At 77.1% G+C, this 19,700-nt stretch carries 22 protein-coding genes; 10 read left to right on the plus strand and 12 right to left on the minus strand.

The genetic code is table 11. The annotated features are described in order from the left end of the window. Positions 1-1,270 precede the first annotated feature (1,270 nt). Together ssd and ABD994_RS29630 are read right to left on the minus strand one after the other, a co-directional pair. The gene (gene ssd, locus ABD994_RS29625) at positions 1,271-2,389 is read right to left on the minus strand and encodes a septum site-determining protein Ssd (RefSeq protein ID WP_345424704.1); all 1,119 of its coding nucleotides are present in this window, start codon (positions 2,387-2,389) and stop codon (positions 1,271-1,273) included. Positions 2,390-2,565: 176 nt separating this feature from the next. Then, a complete protein-coding gene (locus ABD994_RS29630; protein ID WP_345424707.1) occupies positions 2,566-3,303 on the minus strand; it encodes an oxidoreductase in 738 nt (245 codons plus the stop codon). 189 nt (positions 3,304-3,492) lie between these two features. Between ABD994_RS29630 and ABD994_RS29635 the strand changes: the two genes are divergently transcribed. The 6 genes from ABD994_RS29635 to ABD994_RS29660 all read left to right on the plus strand — a co-directional run bounded on the left by ABD994_RS29635 (position 3,493) and on the right by ABD994_RS29660 (position 6,874). Continuing rightward, complete coding sequence (locus tag ABD994_RS29635) at positions 3,493-4,143, plus strand: acetate uptake transporter (RefSeq protein WP_345424710.1); 651 nt, start codon at positions 3,493-3,495, stop codon at positions 4,141-4,143. 17 nt (positions 4,144-4,160) lie between these two features. Beyond that, complete coding sequence (gene arfB / locus ABD994_RS29640; protein WP_345424712.1) at positions 4,161-4,607, plus strand: alternative ribosome rescue aminoacyl-tRNA hydrolase ArfB; 447 nt, start codon at positions 4,161-4,163, stop codon at positions 4,605-4,607. 160 nt (positions 4,608-4,767) lie between these two features. Then, on the plus strand, positions 4,768-5,247 hold the full coding sequence (locus ABD994_RS29645; RefSeq protein ID WP_345424715.1) for a phage holin family protein: 480 nt from the start codon (positions 4,768-4,770) through the stop codon (positions 5,245-5,247). A 14-nt stretch (positions 5,248-5,261) separates the two neighbouring features. Continuing rightward, the gene (locus tag ABD994_RS29650) at positions 5,262-6,179 is read left to right on the plus strand and encodes an alpha/beta fold hydrolase (RefSeq protein WP_345424718.1); all 918 of its coding nucleotides are present in this window, start codon (positions 5,262-5,264) and stop codon (positions 6,177-6,179) included. Between the two features lie 45 nt (positions 6,180-6,224). Further along, positions 6,225-6,614: a hypothetical protein gene (locus tag ABD994_RS29655; RefSeq protein WP_345424721.1), complete on the plus strand. Its 390-nt coding sequence runs from the start codon at positions 6,225-6,227 to the stop codon at positions 6,612-6,614. Further along, on the plus strand, positions 6,611-6,874 hold the full coding sequence (locus ABD994_RS29660) for a DUF2752 domain-containing protein (protein ID WP_345424724.1): 264 nt from the start codon (positions 6,611-6,613) through the stop codon (positions 6,872-6,874). Before ABD994_RS29655 ends, ABD994_RS29660 begins: the two co-directional genes overlap by 4 nt. Before the next feature lie 123 nt (positions 6,875-6,997). On the opposite strand, the gene ABD994_RS29665 is transcribed toward ABD994_RS29660, so the two are convergent. From ABD994_RS29665 to nth, 4 genes are read right to left on the minus strand one after another with little or no spacing between them, the layout of a single operon-like run. Further along, positions 6,998-8,194 carry a MarP family serine protease gene (locus ABD994_RS29665; RefSeq protein WP_345424727.1) on the minus strand — a complete coding sequence of 399 codons (1,197 nt, stop codon included), beginning with the start codon at positions 8,192-8,194 and terminating at the stop codon, positions 6,998-7,000. Next, positions 8,191-8,940: an NUDIX hydrolase gene (locus ABD994_RS29670; protein WP_345424730.1), complete on the minus strand. Its 750-nt coding sequence runs from the start codon at positions 8,938-8,940 to the stop codon at positions 8,191-8,193. The genes ABD994_RS29665 and ABD994_RS29670 overlap by 4 nt, the downstream gene beginning before the upstream one ends. Beyond that, the gene (locus tag ABD994_RS29675) at positions 8,940-9,599 is read right to left on the minus strand and encodes a TlpA family protein disulfide reductase (RefSeq protein WP_345424733.1); all 660 of its coding nucleotides are present in this window, start codon (positions 9,597-9,599) and stop codon (positions 8,940-8,942) included. Before ABD994_RS29675 ends, ABD994_RS29670 begins: the two co-directional genes overlap by 1 nt. Continuing rightward, positions 9,596-10,282 (minus strand): endonuclease III, encoded by a 687-nt coding sequence (gene nth, locus ABD994_RS29680; protein ID WP_345424763.1) that lies wholly within the window; start codon positions 10,280-10,282, stop codon positions 9,596-9,598. The genes ABD994_RS29675 and nth overlap by 4 nt, the downstream gene beginning before the upstream one ends. Before the next feature lie 200 nt (positions 10,283-10,482). On the opposite strand from nth, the gene ABD994_RS29685 reads away from it, so the two are divergent. Continuing rightward, a complete protein-coding gene (locus ABD994_RS29685; RefSeq protein ID WP_345424736.1) occupies positions 10,483-10,737 on the plus strand; it encodes a hypothetical protein in 255 nt (84 codons plus the stop codon). A 255-nt stretch (positions 10,738-10,992) separates the two neighbouring features. Beyond that, complete coding sequence (locus ABD994_RS29690; protein WP_116708603.1) at positions 10,993-11,667, plus strand: Crp/Fnr family transcriptional regulator; 675 nt, start codon at positions 10,993-10,995, stop codon at positions 11,665-11,667. On the opposite strand, the gene ABD994_RS29695 is transcribed toward ABD994_RS29690, so the two are convergent. From ABD994_RS29695 to sp36, 6 genes are read right to left on the minus strand one after another with little or no spacing between them, the layout of a single operon-like run. Next, positions 11,668-12,489, minus strand: a complete 822-nt coding sequence (locus ABD994_RS29695; RefSeq protein WP_345424738.1) for an MBL fold metallo-hydrolase — start codon at positions 12,487-12,489, stop codon at positions 11,668-11,670. It abuts the gene before it with no gap. After that, a complete protein-coding gene (locus tag ABD994_RS29700) occupies positions 12,486-13,319 on the minus strand; it encodes an NUDIX hydrolase (RefSeq protein WP_345424741.1) in 834 nt (277 codons plus the stop codon). Before ABD994_RS29700 ends, ABD994_RS29695 begins: the two co-directional genes overlap by 4 nt. A 10-nt stretch (positions 13,320-13,329) precedes the next feature. Then, positions 13,330-15,921 carry a hypothetical protein gene (locus tag ABD994_RS29705; protein WP_345424744.1) on the minus strand — a complete coding sequence of 864 codons (2,592 nt, stop codon included), beginning with the start codon at positions 15,919-15,921 and terminating at the stop codon, positions 13,330-13,332. Further along, the gene (locus ABD994_RS29710; protein WP_345424747.1) at positions 15,914-16,600 is read right to left on the minus strand and encodes a hypothetical protein; all 687 of its coding nucleotides are present in this window, start codon (positions 16,598-16,600) and stop codon (positions 15,914-15,916) included. The genes ABD994_RS29705 and ABD994_RS29710 overlap by 8 nt, the downstream gene beginning before the upstream one ends. Before the next feature lie 52 nt (positions 16,601-16,652). Next, positions 16,653-17,117: a RidA family protein gene (locus ABD994_RS29715; protein ID WP_345424750.1), complete on the minus strand. Its 465-nt coding sequence runs from the start codon at positions 17,115-17,117 to the stop codon at positions 16,653-16,655. Beyond that, positions 17,114-17,281, minus strand: a complete 168-nt coding sequence (gene sp36 / locus ABD994_RS29720; protein WP_345424753.1) for a Sp36 family protein — start codon at positions 17,279-17,281, stop codon at positions 17,114-17,116. Before sp36 ends, ABD994_RS29715 begins: the two co-directional genes overlap by 4 nt. A 94-nt stretch (positions 17,282-17,375) precedes the next feature. On the opposite strand from sp36, the gene bagA reads away from it, so the two are divergent. Together bagA and bagB are read left to right on the plus strand one after the other, a co-directional pair. Beyond that, a complete protein-coding gene (gene bagA / locus ABD994_RS29725; protein ID WP_345424756.1) occupies positions 17,376-18,392 on the plus strand; it encodes an ATPase BagA in 1,017 nt (338 codons plus the stop codon). After that, positions 18,392-19,597, plus strand: a complete 1,206-nt coding sequence (gene bagB, locus ABD994_RS29730) for an ATPase BagB (RefSeq protein WP_345424760.1) — start codon at positions 18,392-18,394, stop codon at positions 19,595-19,597. The genes bagA and bagB overlap by 1 nt, the downstream gene beginning before the upstream one ends. The last annotated feature ends 103 nt before the right edge of the window (positions 19,598-19,700 follow it).

The raw sequence follows: 19,700 nt of genomic DNA on the forward strand, positions 1-19,700 counted from the left end.
CAGAACGACATGGCTACGATCCGACTTGCGAGCGCCACCGCGCGCGGCGGGGCGCCTGCGGCGGGCGGGTCGGCGCCGGGACCGGGCTCGTCGTCCCACGGCGGCACGACCCCGCGCTCGCGCAGCATCGCCGCCAGGTCGGCGCGGCCCAGGGCCCAGCCGTCCGTGCGCGTCCACGCCGGCACGACGACCACCTCGCCGACGCCCTCGCGGCGGCGCAGGACCCCGACCGCCTCCAGCGCGCGCGAGCCGTCCCGGGCGCGACGGACCTGCAGGACCACCTGCACCGCCGCGGCGAGCTGGCTGTGCAGCGCCGCGGAGCCCAGGCCGCCGAGCGCGGCGAGCGCCTCGAGGCGGGCGGGGACCTCGCGGGGCGCGTTGGCGTGGACCGTGCCCGCACCGCCGTCGTGCCCGGTGTTCAGCGCGGCCAGCAGCTCGACCACCTCGGCGCCGCGGACCTCGCCCACGACCAGCCGGTCCGGGCGCATCCGCAGGGCCTGGCGCACGAGGTCGCGCAGGACCACCTGCCCGGCGCCCTCGACGTTCGCGGGCCGGGCGACCAGGCGCACCACGTGCGGGTGCGACGGCGCCAGCTCCTGGGCGTCCTCGACGAGGATCAGGCGCTCGGCGGCCGCCACCTCGCCCAGCAGGGCGGCCAGCAGGGTCGTCTTCCCGCTGCCGGTGCCCCCCACGACGAGGAACGCCAGCCGCGCCGCGACGATCGCCCGCAGCAGCGCCGCACCCCCGGCGTCGACCGTGCCGGAGGCCGTCAGCGCCGCGAGGTCGTGACGCGCCGGGCGCAGTACCCGCAGCGACACGCACGTGCCGTCGGCCGCGACGGGCGCGAGGACGGCGTGCAGCCGGACCCCCGAGCCCGGCAGGCGGGCGTCGACGTAGGGGCTGGCGTCGTCGAGCCGGCGCCCCGCCGCGCTCGCGAGCCGCTGCGCCAGGCGCCGCACGGCGTCCTCGTCGGGGAAGGTCACGGCCGTGCGCTCCAGCCCGGCGCCGCGATCGACCCACACCGCGTCGGGGGCGGTGACCAGGACGTCGGACGTGCCGGCCTCCCGCAGCAGGGGCTCGAGCGGGCCCGCGCCGACCAGCTCGCGCTGCAGGCCCCGCACGGCGGCGAGCACGTCGGCGTCGCCGACCACGCCGCGGGCCTCCGCCCGCACCGCCGCCGCGAGGTCGCCCACCCCGGCCCCGCCCCCGGTGCTCACCAGTCGCGTCCGGACGCGGTCGACCAGCTCGGCCGGCGCGTCGGGGGAGGCGGTCACGCCGCCCGTCCCGGGTCGGTCGCGACGTCGAGCGCGTCGAGGACGGCGGCCGCGGCGTCCTGCAGCGGGCCGCGCCGGACCCCCGGGAGCTTCCCGCGGTCGAGCGACGCGGCGATGCCCGGCTCGGGCGGGACGGACACGAGGACCTCGAGACCGAGGGCGTGCGCGACGTCCTCGGCGTCGAGGCCGCCGGGCGCGGGCCCGCGCACGACGAGCCGCAGCGGCACCCCGCGCTCGACGTACGGCTCGACCACGCGCGCCGTCGCGGCGACGGCCCGGACCTCGGCGGGCAGGACCACGACGAGCAGGTCGGCGGCGTCCGCCACGGCGAGCGCCGCGTCCGTGGGCTGGCGGGGGAGGTCGCAAACGACGACCTCCCCGGCCCGCCGCCCGGCCTCGACCACCGCCACCGCGGCGTCGGGCTCCGGGCCGGAGCCGGCGCGGTCGCAGGCGAGGACGGTGAGCATCCCGTCGGGCGAGGGCAGCGCCTCGTGCAGGGACTCGACGGACACCCGTCCCCCACCGCCGCCGCCCAGCGCGAGCCCGCTCCACCGGAGGCCCTCCAGCTCCTCGGCGCCCGCGACGAGGTCGAGGCCGCCACCCAGCGGGTCGCAGTCGACGAGCAGGACGCGGGTGTCCCGGCTCCGCGCGTGGCACGCGACGGCCACGGCGAGCACGGAGGCGCCCGCCCCGCCCCGGCCACCGACGACCGCCACCACCCGGCCCGGGCCCGCGCCGGCGGGCGTCGCGACCGGGCCCGCCTCGGCGAGCGTGCGGACCAGCCAGTCCTCCCCGTCGGGCAACGACACGACGTGCTCCGCGCCCACGGCCACCGCGCGTTCCCACAGCGATCCCGGCGGCTCGCCGCGGCAGAGCAGCACGACCCCGTCGCGGCGCCCGGGCCGCCACGGCGCGACGGAGCGCGCGGCGTCCTCGTCGAGCAGGACCAGGGCGGCCGCGTGCCACCGTCGCCGCAGTCCGGCCGCGTCCGGCACGCGTTCCAGCTCGACCTCGGCGGCGGCCGCGAGCCGCACGACATCGTCGAGCAGCTCCTCGTCGTCGGTCACCACCACGACGCGTCGCGCCGTCCCGCCCCTGGCCGCCGTCGTCGCCATCCCGGCCTCCTCCTCGTCCCGGCGCACCCCGCCGGCAGGAGGGACGGTGCCGGGGCGGGCGGGAGGAGCGGGAGCACCGGACGCGGCGCTGGGGACAACCGGAGGGGGTGGGGACGGAGGTCGGCGACGCCGCGACCCGTGCACGGCCGAACGCTCCAGCCGGAGCGCCCGGTCGCCTACGCGGCGGCGGCCTCCGCGATGCCCAGCCCCTCGCGCGCGCCGACCTGCCACGCCTGGGCGCAGTGCGCGAACCAGCGGCCCAGGCCCTCGACCTCCCCGGTCGCGAAGGCCGCGGCGGCCGCGCGGTACTCGTCGGCCGCGCGGTAGTGCCCGACCTCCGGCACGGCGAGCCCGCGTGGGTCGAGGCCGGTGGCGACGGCCGTCAGGCGCGCCGCGGCGCGGGCGACGACGCCGGTCGCCGTCGGGAAGGGCGCCAGGGCCAGCAGCTCGCCGTGGACGACGGCGACGAGCACCGGGGCGGGCACCGACGTGCCGCCGGTGACCAGCCCGGCGAGGGCGTCGAGGCGCTCCCCGACGCCGGGGTCTCGGCGCGGGCGTCCGAGGTCGTCGTCGCCGACGCCGGGCAGGTCGGCGGCGGCGAGCACGTGCAGACGGGCGAGGGCCTGCCCCGGGGCGGACCGCCAGGCCGGCTGCAGGCCGGCGAGCGCGTCGGCCACCCGCAGCGCGCCGGCGAGGACGGGATCGGTCACCGGCCCCGACGCGGGCAGCTCCGCGGCGCCCCCGTCCAGGCTCGCCGACGCGCGCGCGGCCCGGAGGGCGGCCTCGGCCGACGTCGCCGGCCAGCCCCGTCGGTTCGCGCGGTGGTTGTGCACCCGGGTGAGCGCCTCGCGGACGGCGTCGGCGTCCGCGGCGACACCGGGCAGGCGGGTCAGGGGTTCGAGCGGGTCGGCCACGGGCGGGGATCGTCGCAGGACGAACCGGACTCCGCCGCGCACCTCCGAACGGACGTCCACAACCCGTCGACCACTGGACCGATCAGGCCAACACGGAGTGCATCAATTCCGTTACTCGCGGGGAACTACGGCACGACCGTGAGCGGCGTCACCCATCGTCGGGTGGCCGAGGCAAGCAGAGGAGCGAGCATGTCGAGCACCATCGAGACGCCCCGGGAGAGCCCCTCCGAACGCGCCCCGAAGCAGGACGCGGCCCCTGGAGCCGGCATCGCCGACCCCGGGCCGTTGGGTCTGGCCGCGTTCGCCCTCACGACCTTCGTCCTCAGCCTCTTCAACGCCGGGCTCGCCCCCGAGGCCCTCGAGCCCATCGTGCTGCCCCTCGCGCTCTTCTACGGCGGCATCGCCCAGTTCCTCGCCGGGATGTGGGAGTTCCGCAAGGGCAACACCTTCGGCGCGACGGCGTTCAGCTCCTACGGCGCGTTCTGGCTGGCGTTCGCGGCCTACGTGCAGTTCATCGAGCCGAAGCTCGAGGCCTCCGGCGTCACCGAGACCGACGTGAAGACCGCCACCGGCATCTTCCTCGTCGGCTGGGCGCTGTTCACCCTCTACATGCTCGTCGCCTCGCTGCGCACCACGGGCGCGCTCGTCGGCGTCTTCGCCACCCTGTTCCTCACGTTCGCCCTGCTCGCGATCGGCGACCTGGCCGGCGCGTCGACGATCGCCACCATCGGCGGGTTCGTCGGCATCCTCAGCGCCCTGATCGCCTGGTACGCGTCGGCCGCGGTGGTCACCAACGCCACCTGGGGCCGCACCGTGCTGCCGGTGGGCCCCCGCAGCTGAGCGGGCACCCTGACCGGGTGCCGACCGACGGCGACGACGTCGCGGGTGACCTCGTGGTCACCCGCGACGTCGTGCTGTCGGCCGCCGACCTGCACTGGCGTTTCTCGCGGGCCGGCGGTCCGGGTGGGCAGGGCGTCAACACCACCGACTCACGCGTCGAGCTCTCGGTGGACCTCCGGCACGCCGCGCTGCGTGACACCGACCGCGCGCGGCTGCTCGACCGCCTCCGCGACCGTCTGCACGACGGCGTCCTGACCGTCGTCGCCGCCGACGACCGGTCCCAGCGCCGCAACCGGCGGTCCGCCCGGATGCGCCTCGCCGCGCTCCTGCGCGACGCCCTTGCCCCTGACCCGCCCGACCGGCGGCCCACCGCGCCGTCCCGGTCGGCACGTCGGCGCCGGCTCGAGACCAAGCGCCGTCAAGGAGCGGTCAAGGCGCTCCGGCGGCGTCCGGGCACCGAGTGACCCTCTCGGGGGAACGTCCGGAGTACGGACGGCGGTCACGGGGAAGACCGACGCCGATCAGCGGGCCGCGCGGCGGACCGCCGATGACGTGGCACGATGTCCGACCTCAGCACCGCTCGCCGAGCCCGAACCGAGCGACCGACCCCCGCCAGGAGCGCCCGTGACCCGCCCCGAGCAGCCCAGCAGCGGCTCGTCCACCCCGCCGGTCGTGCCGTCGATCCCCCTCAACCGCGAGCCGGTGCGCCAGGAGGGCGACGCCTCCGTCGGCTCGCTGGTCAAGGAGGTCACGACCCACGTCTCGACCCTCGTGCGGGCCGAGGTGGAGCTGGCCAAGACCGAGATCACCGCCGAGGTCAAGAAGGGGGTGCAGGGCAGCGTCTTCTTCGTCGTCGCCGGCGTCGTCGCGCTCTTCAGCCTGTTCTTCCTGTTCATCGCCGTGTCCGAGGCGTTCAACCTGATCTGGCCGAGCCAGCAGTGGGCGGGCTACGCGGTCACCTTCGGCCTCATGATCCTCTTCGCGGGGCTGATGGGCCTCCTCGGCTACCTCAAGGTCCGCAAGATCAAGGCGCCGGAGCGGACCATCGAGAGCGCCAAGGAGTCGGTGGCGGTCTTCAGCCGCGGCCGCTCCGACGCCGCCTGAGCACCGTCCCCGGTGTGACCTCCGGGTCCGCCGCCGACATCGCGGGGCCCTGGACGCACCGCACCGTCTCGGCCAACGGCGTGCAGCTCCACGTCGCGCAGGCCGGGCCCGAGTCGGGGCCGCTCGTCCTGCTCCTGCACGGGTTCCCGGGCTTCTGGTGGGCCTGGCGCCACCAGATCCCGGCCCTGGCGGCCGCGGGTTACCGCGTCGCCGCCGCCGACCTGCGCGGCTACGGCGACTCCGACCGCCCGCCCCGCGGCTACGACCTGTGGACCCTCGCCGGTGACGCCGCCGGTCTCGTGCGCTCGCTGGGGGCGCGGGAGGCCGCGATCGTCGGGGCGGGCTGGGGCGGGGCCGTCGGGTGGACGATCGCGACGCTGCAACCCGGGGCGGTTCGCCGCCTCGCCGTCGTCGCCGCACCGCACCCGCGTGCCCTGCGCGACGCCGCCCGCCGCCGGCCGTGGTCGCCGGTGGTGCGGGCCGCGGCGTCGGTCCAGGTGCCGCGGCTGCCCGAACGACGCGTCCGACGCGACGCCGCGGCGTGGGTGGCCGAGCTCCTGCGTGACGGCTCGGGACCGGGATGGGTCGCGGCCCCGGAGTTCGCCGAGGTGGCCGACCACCACCGTGCCGCGATGCTGCTGCCGCGCGTGTCGCACACGGCGCTCGAGGGGTTCCGGTGGTGCGTGCGCTCGCAGTTCCGCCCCGACGGGGCGCGCTACGCGGCCGCGATGGACCGGCGCGTCACCGTGCCCGTGCTGCAGGTGCACGGCGCGGACGACCCGTGGGTGCCCGACCGCGTCGCGCGCGCCTCGGCGCGGTGGTGCGACGCGGGGCACGACCACCGCACCCTCGACGGCGTCGGGCACTTCCCGCACCAGGAGGCACCCCGGCACGTCACCGACGCCCTGCTGGACTTCCTCGACGCTCCCTGACAGCACCGTGGTGACCCGGCCCGCACGCCGCGAGAAGGAGGACCGATGACCCCGGACCCGGGCGGGTACGCGCCCGACCCCGTGCTCGTCACCATCGGCGACATCAGCGTGACGTCGGAGTACGTCCTCTCGCCGCAGGGCCGGGTGCCCGTCGGGCAGGTCTACTGGACGCTCACCGACCAGTCCCGGACGACGTCGGAGATCCCGACGTGGGCGATCGTGCTGGCGATCGTGTTCGCCGTGTTCTGCCTCCTGGGTCTGCTGTTCCTGCTCGTCAAGGAGGAGCGCACGACGGGGTGGGCGCAGGTGGGTGTGCAGGGGCCGGGCTTCTTCCACGCGACGCAACTGCCCGTGACCTCGCCGTACGACATGGCCCGCTACCAGGACATGGTCAACTACGCGCGCTCGGTCACCGCGTCCCGCTCGGGGCGATGAGCTCCCTCGACCGCGTGATCGGGGTCGCCGCCGCCTACGTCGGGGTCGCCGCCGTGGCGGGCGGGCGCCGCGGGCCGACGGTCTGCCCGTACCGCCTGCTGACACGCCGGTCCTGTCCCGCGTGCGGGCTCACCCGCTCGATCGGCCGCGCGTCGCGGCTGGACCTCGCCGGTGCCCGCGCGCACCACCCGGCGGGCGCGGCGCTGCTCGTCGCGGTGCCGGTCATGGCCGCCCTGCGCCTGTCGAGTCGTCGACGGTGATCGTGGCGGATTTACTGACACCCAGTGTCAGCGTGGACGCCAGGCTGGCACGCCCCGCGTGTCGTCTCGGCGAGGATGTGGCGATCCTGGCGTGGGACGCCAGGAATGCCGCGTTGCTCGCACTCAGGCGGCGCAGGAGCCGGTACTGACGCGGCCGGTGGCCGCCGGGGAGGCGTCGAGGGCCGGTCGGACCTGGTCGGCCGTGAGGACGAAACCCGTGTCGCCCTGGTCGACGGCGGCGCCGAAGACGACGCCGATCACCCGGCCCTGGGGGTCGACGAGCGGGCCGCCGGAGTTCCCCGACCGCACCTGCCCGCGGATCGTGTAGACGTCGCGGGTGACGGTCTCGCTCTCGTAGATGTTCGGGCCGCGCAGCTGGATGCGCTGGCGCACCTTCGCCGGCGAGGACGAGAACGGCCCGTCGAGGGGATAGCCCAGTGCGACGGCGTTGTCGCCGGTCCGGGCGCCGGCGAAGTCGAACTGCAGCGGCGTGGCGTCCAGCCCCGGCACCGCGAGGACCGCGACGTCGACCTCGTCGTCGTAGTAGACGACGCGGGCGGCGCGGGTGCGGGAGTCGCCGTCGGAGGTCGGGACCTCCACCGACACCTCGTCGGTCCCCGCCACGACGTGGGCGTTGGTCATCACGCGGTCCTCGCCGATGACGAACCCGGTGCCCTCGAGCGCGCGCTGGCACGACGGCGCCCGGCCGCGGACCTTGAGCACGCTCGCCCGCGCCTGCTGCACCACCGGGTCCTCGACGAGTGCCTGCTCGGGCGGGGGGACCTCGGCGATCGGCGTGGACGAGAACGGGCTCAGGACGTCCGGGAAGCCCGAGGCGTCGAACAGCGCCCGCAGCTCGTTGGGCAGCTGGCGCAGCGGGTCCGGCATCACCGTGTCGACGCCGGCCAGCACGCGGGAGTCGCGCAGCGCGGAGGCCAGGGCGGTCTGCGAGGAGCCGGCGAGCGGCAGCGCGATCAGCCAGGCGACGATCAGCGCGGTGATGGCCTGCAGGATCGAGCCGAAGAACGAGTCGACGGTGCGCACCGCGGGCAGGCGCATCCGGTCGCGCAGCGCGCGGCCCAGGTAGACGCCCAGGGTCTCGCCGAGCGCGACCAGCGCCACGACGATGAGGACGCTGACCACGATCTTGGACGTCGTGCCCTCGAACGCCTCGACGACGGCGGGCGCGATCTTGAGGCCCAGCAGCGCCCCGCCGAGCACCCCGAGGAAGCTCAGCGCGGCGACGGCGAGACCGTGGCGCCAGCCCGAGATGCCCGCCGCGATCGCGAGCAGCACGACCACGATGTCGACCCAGCTCACCGGACCGGACCTCCTTCGGCGGCCGCATCGGGCCGGGTCGGCGCGGGGCGCGCGCTGCTCAGGTCGTGCCGCTGCGCCCACACCTCGTCGAGGTCACGCACGTCGGAACCGTCCCAGGGTCTCGCCCACCCGCCCAGGGTGAGCATCCAGTCCACCAGACCGGCCGTGAAGCCCCAGACGAGCAGTCCCCCTGCGGCGAACGCGGGACCCACGTAGCCCGAGGGCCCCGTGACGCGGAACCGGGCCGCCGGATCGGCCAGCGCGGCCACCGGGACCCGGACCACCGCGGCCGTCTCGCCGGGGTCGACGACGTGCACCGGCACCGGGCGCTCCCAGTGCGCGAGCACGGGCGTCACGGCGAACCCGGTGACGGGGATGGTCAGCGGCGGGAGGGTCAGCAGCGGGACGACGCCGTCGGGGTCGAGCCCCGTCTCCTCCTGCGCCTCGCGCAGCGCGGCGGCGACCGGCCCGGTGTCCTCGGGGTCGATCGCCCCGCCGGGGAACGCCGCCTGCCCGGCGTGCGCGCGCATCTCCGCGGCCCGCTCGGTGAGCAGCAGCTCGGGGCCGTCCCCGGCGTCGACGAAGAGCATGAGCACCGCGGCGCGCCGCCCGCCGGACCCGGGGCGGCGGCGGAACGGGACGTCGTCGGGGCCCAGGTGCCGGCACGCCTCCACCAGCGGCGCCAGCCAGGCCGGGGCCTCGTCCGGGCGGCAGGTGTCGGCGTCGTCGCGCTCGGGCGCCCCCATCAGGCGGCCCCCCGCGCCGCGTCCACGGCGGCCCGGACCTGCTCGGGGGTCCGCAGCACCTGCGGCGGGATGTCGACGACGCGGCCGTCGGCCCGCACGAGCACGCTCACCGGCAGGATCGGCGGGGCGCCGACCTTCGGGCCGACGACCTGGGCCGGGTCGCTCACCGAGGGGTAGCGCGCGCCGAGTCCCTGCAGCAGCCCGAGCGCGTCGGTCGAGCGGTCGGCGGCGTCGACGCCGAGGACCGCGACCGCCCCGGGCTGCGCGCCGTACGCGGCCAGCGGCGGGATCTCCTCGCGGCACGGCCCGCACCACGACGCCCACAGGTTGACCAGCGTGTCGCGACCGGCGAGCGCGGCGGCGAGGTCGACGGATCCCGGCGCGCCGAGACAGTCCAGCGTGACGCCGGCCAGCGCCGCCACCGGGGCGGCACCCGGCGCCGGCGTCGGGCACGGGGCCAGGCCTGCCGCGGCGCGTGCCGCGGCCAGGTCGGCGGGGTCGTCCGGGCCCGCGGGCGCGGCGGTGGGGGCGGGCTGGAGGACCGCGGACGGGTCCGCGACCGGGGTGGGGGCGTCCTCGCCGCGCGGCCACAGGGCGATGACGCCCACGACGACGAGCACGAGCACCACGAGCGTGGCCCGGACCTCGGCGCGCGTCACCGCTCGAGGCCGACGAGGGCGAGCAGGTGCGCGGCCTCCGGGCCCTTGACCAGCTTGGCGGCCTTCACCGGGTCGTTCTCCCCGGTGCCGGCCGACGGGCAGTCACGGCGCAGCGAGCACGCCCCGCACGCGGGCTTCTTGGCGTGGCAGACGCGCCGGCCGTGGAAGATCATGCGGTGGGACAGCATCGTCCAGTCCCTGCGCGGGATGAGCTCGCCCACCTCCTTCTCCACCTGCACCGGGTCCTCCGACGTGGTCCACGCGAAGCGGCGGGCGAGGCGGCCGAAGTGCGTGTCGACGGTGATGCCCGGGACGTCGAAGGCGTTGCCGAGCACGACGTTGGCCGTCTTGCGCCCGACGCCGGGCAGCGTCACGAGATCCTCGAGACGGCCGGGGACGACGCCGTCGTAGCGCTCGACCAGGGCCGCGCCGAGCTTGGTCACCGACTCGGCCTTCGCGCGGTAGAAGCCGGTGGGGCGCAGGATCTCCTCGAGCTCGGTGCGCTCCGCGCCGGCCAGCGAGGCCGCGTCGGGATAGCGCGCGAAGAGGTAGGGCGTCACCTTGTTGACCGTGACGTCCGTGGTCTGCGCCGAGAGGACCGTGGCGACGAGCAGCTCGAGCGGCGACGTGAAGTCCAGCTCGCAGTGGGCGTCCGGGTGCGCGACCGCCAGGTCGCGGTGCATCCGTCGCGCCCGCCGCACGAGCGCGAGCCGGCTCTCCTCACCCGTGCCGCGGGCTGCCCTGCTCACCCACCCAGGGTAGGACCCGCCCCCGACGTGCCCGCCGGGCCCACCGCCCGGCGCCCCCCACGCCACGGCGCCGACACGCCGGGGACGACCCCGATGGCGCAGCGCCCCGGGCCGTGCGCGACGATGCAGGGACCATGACCGCCTGGCTCGCCGTCCTCATCCCGCTCCTGGTGATGGTCTTCGCGCTCGGGATGGAGCGCCTGGAGACCCGCCTGCGGTCCGGCACGGTCCGCGAGGACGAGGTCGAGGACTTCCTCGAGCGCGCCCGGCCCGACGAGGTCAAGGCGCTGTTCCGGCAGGGAATCGGCGGCGCGCTGCAGATGTTCCGGCTGCGGAACCTCGGCAAGCGCGGGGGTCTCGGCGCCCGCCGGACCAAGGAACGGGCCTGACGCTCACGCTGGGCAGCAGTGCGCGGGGATCCCGACGGCTATGATGGTCCGATCGGGCGAACGTCCACCACGAGGACGGTCGATCCACCCCGATGCGGTGAGTTCCGTGCGCCTGGCGTGGCGTGATCATGGGTAATGACGTGACTATGCTGCGGGCGCACGTGACTGGTGACACAGCGAACGAAGACAGTGCGGGACACCGGTGAGAGCCCGGTGACCGCGCGCGGTGAGGCGAGAGTCGGCGAGGAGCGGACGGTGGACGAGGTACTGGCCCGGGCCGGGATCTTCCAGGGGGTGGACCCCGCCGCGATCGAGGTGCTCACGGAGTCCCTCGAGCGCGTGGAGTTCCCGCGCGGCACGGTGATCTTCAACGAGGGCGAGCCCGGCGACCGGCTCTACATCGTCTCGACCGGCAAGGTGAAGATCGGCCGACGGTCACCGGACGGTCGCGAGAACCTGCTCTCCATCTTCGGCCCGTCCGACATGTTCGGCGAGCTGTCGATCTTCGACCCGGGGCCGCGGACCTCGACCGCCACCACGGTCACCGACGTCCGCGCCTACACGATGGACCGCAACGCGCTGCGCGAGTGGATCGCGCAGCGTCCGGAGATCGCCGAGCAGCTCCTGCGCGTGGTCGCCCGCCGCCTGCGGCGCACGAACAACCTGCTCGCCGACCTGATCTTCACCGACGTGCCCGGCCGCGTCGCGAAGGCGCTGCTGCAGCTGGCGCAGCGCTTCGGGTCCCAGGAGGCCGGCCTCCTGCGCGTGACCCACGACCTCACCCAGGAGGAGATCGCCCAACTTGTCGGCGCCTCGCGCGAGACGGTCAACAAGGCTCTCGCCGACTTCGCCGCCCGCGGCTGGCTGCGCCTCGAGGGCAAGAGCGTCCTCATCCTCGAGCCGGACCGCCTGGCCCGCCGCGCCCGCTAGTCACTCCGGCCCGACCCGCCGCAGGTGGTCGAGCTGGGCGGCGACGGACTGGTCGGCGGCCGGCCACAGCGTCTGGTCGACGTCCGCGTAGACGATCTCCACGACCTGCCGCGGGGCCGGGTCCGGGCCCAGCTCGCGCAGCGCCGCGCGCACCTGGTCGAGGCGCTCCTCGCGGTGGCGCAGGTAGTACTCCGCGGTCTCGCGCGCGTCCGGCAGGTCCGGGCCGTGCCCGGGGAGCAGCGTCGTGCCGTCCGGGAGGTCGGCGAGGCGGCGCAGGGAGTCGAGGTAGTCGGTCAGCGCCCCGCCGTAGTCGCCGAGCACGGTCGTGCCGTAGCCGAGCACGGTGTCGCCGGTGAGCACGGAGCCGTCGTCGTCGACCACCAGGCACAGCGAGTCGTCGGTGTGGCCCGGTGTCACCAGCACGCGCAGGTCGAGGCCCGCGGCCGCGAGCCGCTCGCCGGCGCCCAGGCCCTCCGCGCCCAGGGTCAGCGTCGGGTCCAGCGCCCGCACCGGCGCCCCGACCCGCTCGGCGAACGACCGGGCCGCCTCGGTGTGGTCGAGGTGGCGGTGGGTCAGCAGCACCAGCTCGACGGGCCCGCACGCGGCGAGGCGGTCGAGGTGCGTGGGGTCCTCGGGGCCGGGGTCGACCACCACGCAGCCGGCCTGGCCGGGCGCGCGTAGGATCCAGCTGTTGGTGCCGTCGAGGGTCATCGGCGACGGGTTCTCGGCGAGGACCACCGACGCGGCCGCCGTCACCGCCCGCAGCTGCTCGTAGGCCGGGTGCGCCGGCGCGTCCGGCCCGGGCACGACGCGGCCGCTCACGACGCCTCCCCGGCGGCGTGCCCGAACGCGTGCGCCGGCACCGCGAGCCCGACGCGCTCGTCGCCGGGACGGAACTGCGGGGTCACGGGCTCGGGGCGTCGCCGGGCCGCCGCCGCGAGCAGCTCCGCCGCACTGCCGCCGGCCTCCGCCAGCTCGGTCAGCACGGCCCAGGTCGGCGGCATCAGGGCCCGCCGGCCGTCCTCCCACTCGCGCAGCGCCCGGGCGGGGGTGCACCAGCCCGATCCGACGGCCTCGGTGGTCGCGCCGTCGGGCTCCTGGCCCTCGGGGACCGTCGTGAGGAAGAACGCCGTGTCGTAGCGGCGCGGCATGCCCTCCGGGGTGATCCAGCGCGCCCAGGGCCGCAGCCGCTCGGCGTCGACCCGGTCGGCCACGTCCCGCAGCCCGATCTCGCGTGCGACGAGGCGCTCGCGCGCCCCCGCGGCCGGGCGGGCGCCGGCGAGCAGCACGCCGGTCTCCTCGAACGTCTCCCGCACCGCGCACGCCAGCAGGGCCGCGGCGCCCTCGGCGTCGGTGGCCCACGTGGTCGCCGCCTGCGCCGCTGCGGGCCCGTCCACGAGGCCTTCGGGCAGCGCCGTGCGGTCCGCCTCGTCCAGCCCGCCGCCGGGGAACACCGACACCCCGCCCGCGAACGCCATCTCGCCCGCCCGCTCGAGCAGGAACACCTCGGCGCTGTCCCCGGCCGCGCCGTCCCGGACCAGGATCACGGTCGACGCCAGGCGCAGCTCGCCGGGCGGGCGACGGCCGATCCTGTCGAACGCGGGCCGGTCCATCCCGAACCGCGGAGGCAGGTCGACGAGATCGGTGGTCACGCAGCGCACCCTAGGCGTCGCGCGGCGTCCCGTCCTCGTCGTCGTGACCGCTCCGACGCGGCAGGCCGTGGCCGTTGACGCCGGGGTGGTGGCCGTTCGTGCCGGTGCCGTTGGTGCTCGCCGGGCCCGGGTGGGGCTGCGGCGGGCGCCCCGGTCCCGGGGGCGCGACGGGTCGCGGGCGCGGGGCCGTGGTCTCCTCGGAGCCGGGCGGGGCCGGGGGGCGCGACGGCGGCGGGGCCTGGGACGGCGGGGCCGGTGAGGGCCCCGGACGGCCCAGGAGCGGGTCGGGCGCGTCGGCCTCCAGGCGCTCGCGGGAGGCGAGCTCCTCGTGCAGCCGGGCCAGGAGCTCGCGCTCCCGCTCGGAGAGCTGCGAGTCGAACGAGTCCGGGCCCGACGGCGACAGCGCCGGCGCCGCCGGCACCCCGACCTGCGGCATCGGCCCGGTCGCGAGGTCGCCGGTGTCGGCGGGAGCGTCCGGGCCGTTCGGGCTCTCCACGGCGTCCCCGGCCTCCGGCCCGTGGTGGTGACCGTTCGTCGGCGCCGGCTCGGAGGCCTCCGGCACGGGGAACGCGCCGGTCTCGTCGCGGCTGTGCCGGGAGCGCCGGCCCGTCGCGGGCGGCGGGTCCGCCCGGACGACCGGGATGTCGCCCGTCGCCGCGTCGGGGTCGACGGACCCGGTGCCGTCGACCGGGGCTGCGGAGTCGGCCGGGGCGGGGGTGTCAGCCGGGGTCGGGAGGTCCCCGCCGAACGTCACGCCGACCGGACCCTCGGTCCACGCCGAGATCGGGTGCTCGTCGGAGAGGATCTCGTCGGGCGGCGGCACCCGCCACAGCGCGGCGATCCGCTCGGCGGTGTCCTCGGTGTCGACGTCGACCGGCGCCGGCTCGGCCGGGGCGACGGTCTCGTCCGGCGCCGCCGGCGGGGCGGGCTCCTCGGGGGGCTCGGTCCGCACCACCCGCTCGATGCGCCCGGCATCGACCGGCTCGGGACGGGGCTCGGGCTCCACGGGGCCGGGCCGGGCGGGCGGCTCGACCCGCTCCGGGGCCAGGTCCGGCTCGACGGGCCCGCGGCGGACCGCGCGGCGCTCGAGCGGATCGCGGCCGGCCTCGGCGACGGTGCGGTAGCGCTCGCCGGCCGGCTCGGCCGGCTCGGCTTCCGGCGGCGTCGGCGCGGGAGTGTCGGCGAACACCGCGGGCACGCCGAACGGCGGCACCTCCTCGGTGCCGCGGGTCCGCGGGGACGTCGCGAGCGGCCACACCGGCGCGGTCCCGGCCGGCTCGGGTGCCGTCGGGCCGGTGCCGAGCGGGCGGGCCGCCCGGATCGCTGCCCGGTGGTAGGCGGGGAGCTCGGCGTCCGCGGAGAACACCTCGACCGAGACGGTGCCCAGCTCGCGGGCGGCGTGCGCCACGTGGTGGGCGACGTGCTCGCAATCGTCCGCGGACCGGGTCTCCACGAGCACGACGCGGTGCGGCACCGGGCCCGGCGCGGAGCCGGCCGGGGTCGTGCGCCAGCACTCGCGGACCCGCTGCACGCCGGGCAGGCGACCGGCCGCACGGGCGACGGCGTCGCCGGCCCCGCCCGCCGCGCCGGACGGACCCGCCGGCGGCTCCGCGGTGAAGCGGTGCTCGTCGCGACGGTCGGCCTCCGGGTCGCGGGGCAGCGCGTCGATCAGCTCCGGGTCCACGCGCGACGCCGCGAACCAGCGGCCCAGCACCGCGTGCTCCCGCGCCGTGACCCCGGCGCCGACCGCGAGCAGGCACCCGGCCAGCAGCTCGGCGGCGCCGGCCTCGTCCTCGACCGCGACCAGCTCGCGCACCGACGAGAGCGCGTCGTCGTCGATCCGCCCGGCCAGCGAGAGCAGCACCTCGTGGCGGCCGCCCTGCTCGGGACGCCCGCCCGGGCGCGCGTCCTCGCCGCGGGCGGCCGGGGGCGGGGAGGGGCGCTCGGCCGGGCCGGGCCGGGGGTCGCGCACCACCGGCGCCGGGACCGGCTCGGGGTCCGGCCCGGGCCGGGGATCGTGGTCCTCGGGCCCGTCCTCGACGTCCACGAGCTCGCCGGCCTCGTCGGCCGGGGTCTCGACGGGGTCGGTCGGCTCCACCACGGTCGGCTCCACCACGGTCGGCTCGACCACGGTCGGCTCCACGACGGTCGGCTCCACGACGGTCGGCTCGACCGCGGGCTCCTCGACGACGGGCTCCTCGACGACGGCGGGCTCGTCGGCCGCGACCGGCAACGCGGTGGCGTCGTCGCCGGTCGGCACGTCGAGCGCCTCGCCGGCGGCGCGGCGGCGGCGACGCTCGGCCACCCGGCGCCACGCGGCGAGCGCCACGGGGTCGCGGTCGGGACGGCGCCCGGTGCCCGCGGCGCGCTCGTCACGCACCGACCACGGGGGCAGGTTGGCGACGTCGCCGGTGCCGCCGGCGAGGCCCGCGAGGTCGGCGTCCAGCGCGTCGAACCCCGTCCGGCCGATGCGGGGCGGGTCGTCGGCGCGCCGGCGGGCGAGGCTCGTCTCCGCGGTGTCGGCGCGGTCGGGCGGCTCCGGCTCGCGGGGCAGCCCGAACGCCTGGGGGCGCTCCTCGCCGGTCATGTCGCGCTCAGCCATGGCCCACCAGCTCCCCGGCCGGGGCGCCGCGACCGGCGCGCGCGGGCGTCGGGACGCGGCCGGCGTCGCCCCGCCAGAGCACCTCGGCGGCGGCGAGCGCGGCGCGGTGGTAGGGAGCCGGGGACACCGACGGTCCGAGGACCTCGACGCACGGGTGCGCCTCGCCGCGGGCCCGCAGGGCGCGCTGCAGCGCCCCGGTCAGCGCGGCCTCGCCCCCGCGCTCGGCGGCGGCGAGCACGCCGCGCACCGGCCCGCCCGCGGCGGACCGCCAGGCCCGGCGCACGGCGGTGACGCCGCCCGTCACGGGCGCGAGGGCGCGCAGCACGAGGTCGGTGTCGTCCCAGCCCGGTCCGTCGGCCCCGAGGAACGACGCGTCCGGCTCGGGTGCGGCCTCGACGTGGAGCACGGCGTCGACGAGGCGGGCCGGACCGCCCCAGGCCAGCACGGCGGTGCGCAGGAGGGCCCGCTCGTCCTCGGTGATGCCGACGCGGTGGCGCAGCAGCGCGCGGGGCAGCGCGGTGCGCAGCGCGACGTGGGCGCCGCAGGAGAGCCAGTCACGCAGGCGCCAGAGCAGGCGGTCCGGCAGCCGGCCCGCCATCGCCAGCAGGACGTCGTGGCACGCCCGTTCGGCCTCGCCGAGCGACGGCGCCGAGGCACCCGCTCCGGTCGTTCTCTCCACCTGCGCTCCGTCCCACCGCCCGCCCGACGTGCCGGGAGGGTCCGGTTCCAGCTCACGTGAGGTCGACGACGACCTCAACCTCGACCGGGGCGTTCAGCGGCAGCGCCGCGACTCCGATCGCCGAGCGGGCGTGCTCGCCCGCCGGACCGAACACCGCACCCAGGAGCTCCGACGCGCCGTTGACCACCTGGGGCTGACCGCCGAACCCCGGCGCGGACGCCACGAAGCCGACGACCTTGACCACCGACGCCACGGCCTCGAGCCCGACGAGGGCGTCGATCGCGGCCAGCGCGTTCAGCGCGGCGATGCGCGCGTACGCGGCGGCGTCGTCCGGGTCGACCCCGTCCCCGACCAGCCCGGTCGCCGGCAGCTCGCCGCCGACGAGCGGCAGCTGGCCCGACGTCCACACCTGGTCGCCGGTGCGCCGCGCGGGCACGTAGACGCCCTTCGGCGCCGCCACCGGGGGCAGCTCCAGGCCCAGCTCGGCCAGGCGCTCCCGCGGGGTCGGGTCACTCATCCGCGCGGCTTCTTCAGGTACGCGACGTGCTGCTCACCGGTCGGGCCGGGCAGCACGGTGACGAGCTCCCAGCCGTCCTCGCCCCACTGGTCGAGGATCTGCTTGGTCGCGTGGGTCAGCAACGGCACCGTCGCGTACTCCCACGTCACACGCTCCGCACTCATGCGGGCGAGGGTAGAGAAGCCCTCCGTGCCCGCTGTGACCCGCACCCCGTGCGCACCGGCCGCGGGGCCCGCCGAGCGCGCCTAGGGTGGTGGCGTGACGGATCCGCGTTGGCCCTCCGCCCTCGCCGAGGCCCGGCTGCACGTCGTGAGCGGCAAGGGCGGCACGGGCAAGACGACGCTCGCCGCGGCGCTGGCGCTCGCGCTGGCCGCGGGCGGGCGCCGCACCCTGCTCGTCGAGGTCGAGGGACGCCAGGGCATCGCGCAGGTCTTCGACACCCCGCCGCTGCCCTACGCCGAGCAGCGCATCGCCGTCGCCCCCGACGGCGGCGAGGTGCGCGGCCTGTCCGTGGACGCCGAGGCGGCGCTGCTCGAGTACCTCGAGATGTTCTACAACCTCGGCCTGGCCGGCCGGACGCTGCGGCGCATGGGCGCCATCGAGTTCGCGACCACCCTTGCGCCGGGCCTGCGCGACGTGCTGCTGACCGGGAAGGTCAAGGAGTGCGTCGGCCGCACCGTCGGCGAGGGGCGCGGCGCGCGCGGTCGCGTCCCGCTCTACGACGCCGTCGTGCTGGACGCGCCGCCCACGGGCCGCGTCGTCAAGTTCCTCGACGTCACCAAGGCCATGGGCTCGCTGGCGCGCACCGGCCCGATCCACTCGCAGAGCGAGGGGGTCGTCGAGCTGCTGCACTCGCCGCTGACCGCGGTGCACCTCGTGACCCAGCTCGAGGACCTCCCCGTGCAGGAGACGCTCGACACCGTCGACGAGATCCGCGAGGCCTGGCTGCCCGTCGGCAGCGTGCTGGTCAACCGGGTGCGGCCCTCGCGCCTGCCGGCCACCGCGCTCGCCGGGGCGGCCACCGGCGCGGGGCTCGGCTCCGGGCTGCGGTCCGGGCTCGAGGCCGCCGGGCTGTTCCTCAAGGACGACGAGGTCGACGGGCTGGTCGCCGAGACCGTCGAGCACGCCGAGCGGGTGCAGATCGAGGGTGCGGTCCGCTCGCGGCTCGACGCCGCCGGGCTGCCGCAGCTGGAGCTGCCCGAGCTCAGCGAGGGCGTCGACCTGGGCGGGATCTACGAGCTCGCCGAGCTGCTGCGCGAGCAGGGGGTGCGCTGATGGCCGGACCGACCGACGCCGGGGGAACCCAGGGACGCGGAGCGGATCGGAGCCGGACCGGTCAGACGAGCGGGCGCCCCCAGCACCTCGACCTCGACGGCCTGCTCGCCGACCGCGCCACCAAGGTGCTGGTCTGCTGCGGGTCCGGCGGCGTCGGCAAGACGACGACGGCCGCGGCGCTCGCGCTGCGCGCCGCCGAGCAGGGCCGCCGCGTCGTGGTGCTGACCATCGACCCGGCCCGCAGGCTCGCGCAGTCGCTCGGTCTCGAGGAGCTCGACAACGAGCCCCGCACCGTGCCCGGGGCGCTCGCGCGCAGCGCGGGCAGCACCGGCGAGCTCCAGGCGATGATGCTCGACATGCGCCGGACCTTCGACGAGATGGTCGCCGGCCACACGACGCCCGATCGCGCGCAGGCGATCTTCGACAACCCCTTCTACCAGACGATCTCCACGTCGTTCTCCGGCACGCAGGAGTACATGGCGATGGAGAAGCTGGGGCAGCTCACGGCCACCGGGGCCTGGGACCTCGTCGTCGTCGACACCCCGCCCTCGCGGTCGGCGCTCGACTTCCTCGACGCCCCGCAGCGGCTCTCGTCGTTCCTCGACGGGCGCATGATCCGCCTGCTCTCCGCGCCCGCCCGGGCCGGCGGCAACGCGTTCCGCAAGCTCGTCGGCTCGACGTTCAACCTGTTCGCGAAGGCCGTCTCGACGATCCTCGGCGGGCAGATGCTCGCCGACGCGTCCGCGTTCGTGCAGGCGTTCGACACGCTGTTCGGCGGTTTCCAGGAGCGCGCCAACGCCACCTACCAGCTGCTGCGCGCACCGGGCACGTCGTTCGTCGTGGTGGCCGCCCCGGAGCCGGACGCGCTGCGCGAGGCGAGCTACTTCGTCGAGCGGCTGTCGGCGGAGAAGATGCCGCTGGCCGGGCTCGTGCTCAACCGGACCCACCCCGTGCACGCGACGCTGTCGGGCGCGCGGGCCCGCGAGGGCGCCGAGACGCTCGAGGCCGCGCGGGGCGACTCGGTGGCCGCCGCCGTGCTGCGCCTCCACGCCGACCGCGTCGAGACCGCCGAGCGCGAGCGCCGCGTGCTGGGCCGCTTCACCCGCGCGCACCCGGCGGTGCCGATCATCGACGTGCCGGCGATGTCGACCGACGTGCACGACCTCGACGGCCTGCGGGAGATCGGGCGCCGGCTGGCGGCCTGACCCGCCCCGACCGCGCGCCGGCCGACGTCAGCCGGCGTGCCGGCGGTCCCCGTCGGCGCGCCGGGACGCGGCCGGCTCGGCAGCCGCCGGGCGGGCGGCCCCG

Origin of the sequence: Actinomycetospora chlora (assembly GCF_039542135.1) — a bacterium.
Classification (GTDB): Bacteria; Actinomycetota; Actinomycetes; order Mycobacteriales; family Pseudonocardiaceae; genus Actinomycetospora; species Actinomycetospora chlora.

What these genes read in the sequence shown, in the direction of transcription:
- sp36 (WP_345424753.1), bottom strand. Translation starts at nt 17,281, where the DNA reads ATGAGTGCGGAGCGTGTGACGTGGGAGTACGCGACGGTGCCGTTGCTG.
- ABD994_RS29705 (WP_345424744.1), bottom strand. Translation starts at nt 15,921, where the DNA reads ATGGCTGAGCGCGACATGACCGGCGAGGAGCGCCCCCAGGCGTTCGGG.
- ssd (WP_345424704.1), bottom strand. Translation starts at nt 2,389, where the DNA reads ATGGCGACGACGGCGGCCAGGGGCGGGACGGCGCGACGCGTCGTGGTG.
- ABD994_RS29670 (WP_345424730.1), bottom strand. Translation starts at nt 8,940, where the DNA reads ATGGGGGCGCCCGAGCGCGACGACGCCGACACCTGCCGCCCGGACGAG.
- ABD994_RS29655 (WP_345424721.1), top strand. Translation starts at nt 6,225, where the DNA reads ATGACCCCGGACCCGGGCGGGTACGCGCCCGACCCCGTGCTCGTCACC.
- ABD994_RS29715 (WP_345424750.1), bottom strand. Translation starts at nt 17,117, where the DNA reads ATGAGTGACCCGACCCCGCGGGAGCGCCTGGCCGAGCTGGGCCTGGAG.
- ABD994_RS29660 (WP_345424724.1), top strand. Translation starts at nt 6,611, where the DNA reads ATGAGCTCCCTCGACCGCGTGATCGGGGTCGCCGCCGCCTACGTCGGG.
- bagB (WP_345424760.1), top strand. Translation starts at nt 18,392, where the DNA reads ATGGCCGGACCGACCGACGCCGGGGGAACCCAGGGACGCGGAGCGGAT.
- ABD994_RS29685 (WP_345424736.1), top strand. Translation starts at nt 10,483, where the DNA reads ATGACCGCCTGGCTCGCCGTCCTCATCCCGCTCCTGGTGATGGTCTTC.
- ABD994_RS29635 (WP_345424710.1), top strand. Translation starts at nt 3,493, where the DNA reads ATGTCGAGCACCATCGAGACGCCCCGGGAGAGCCCCTCCGAACGCGCC.
- nth (WP_345424763.1), bottom strand. Translation starts at nt 10,282, where the DNA reads ATGCACCGCGACCTGGCGGTCGCGCACCCGGACGCCCACTGCGAGCTG.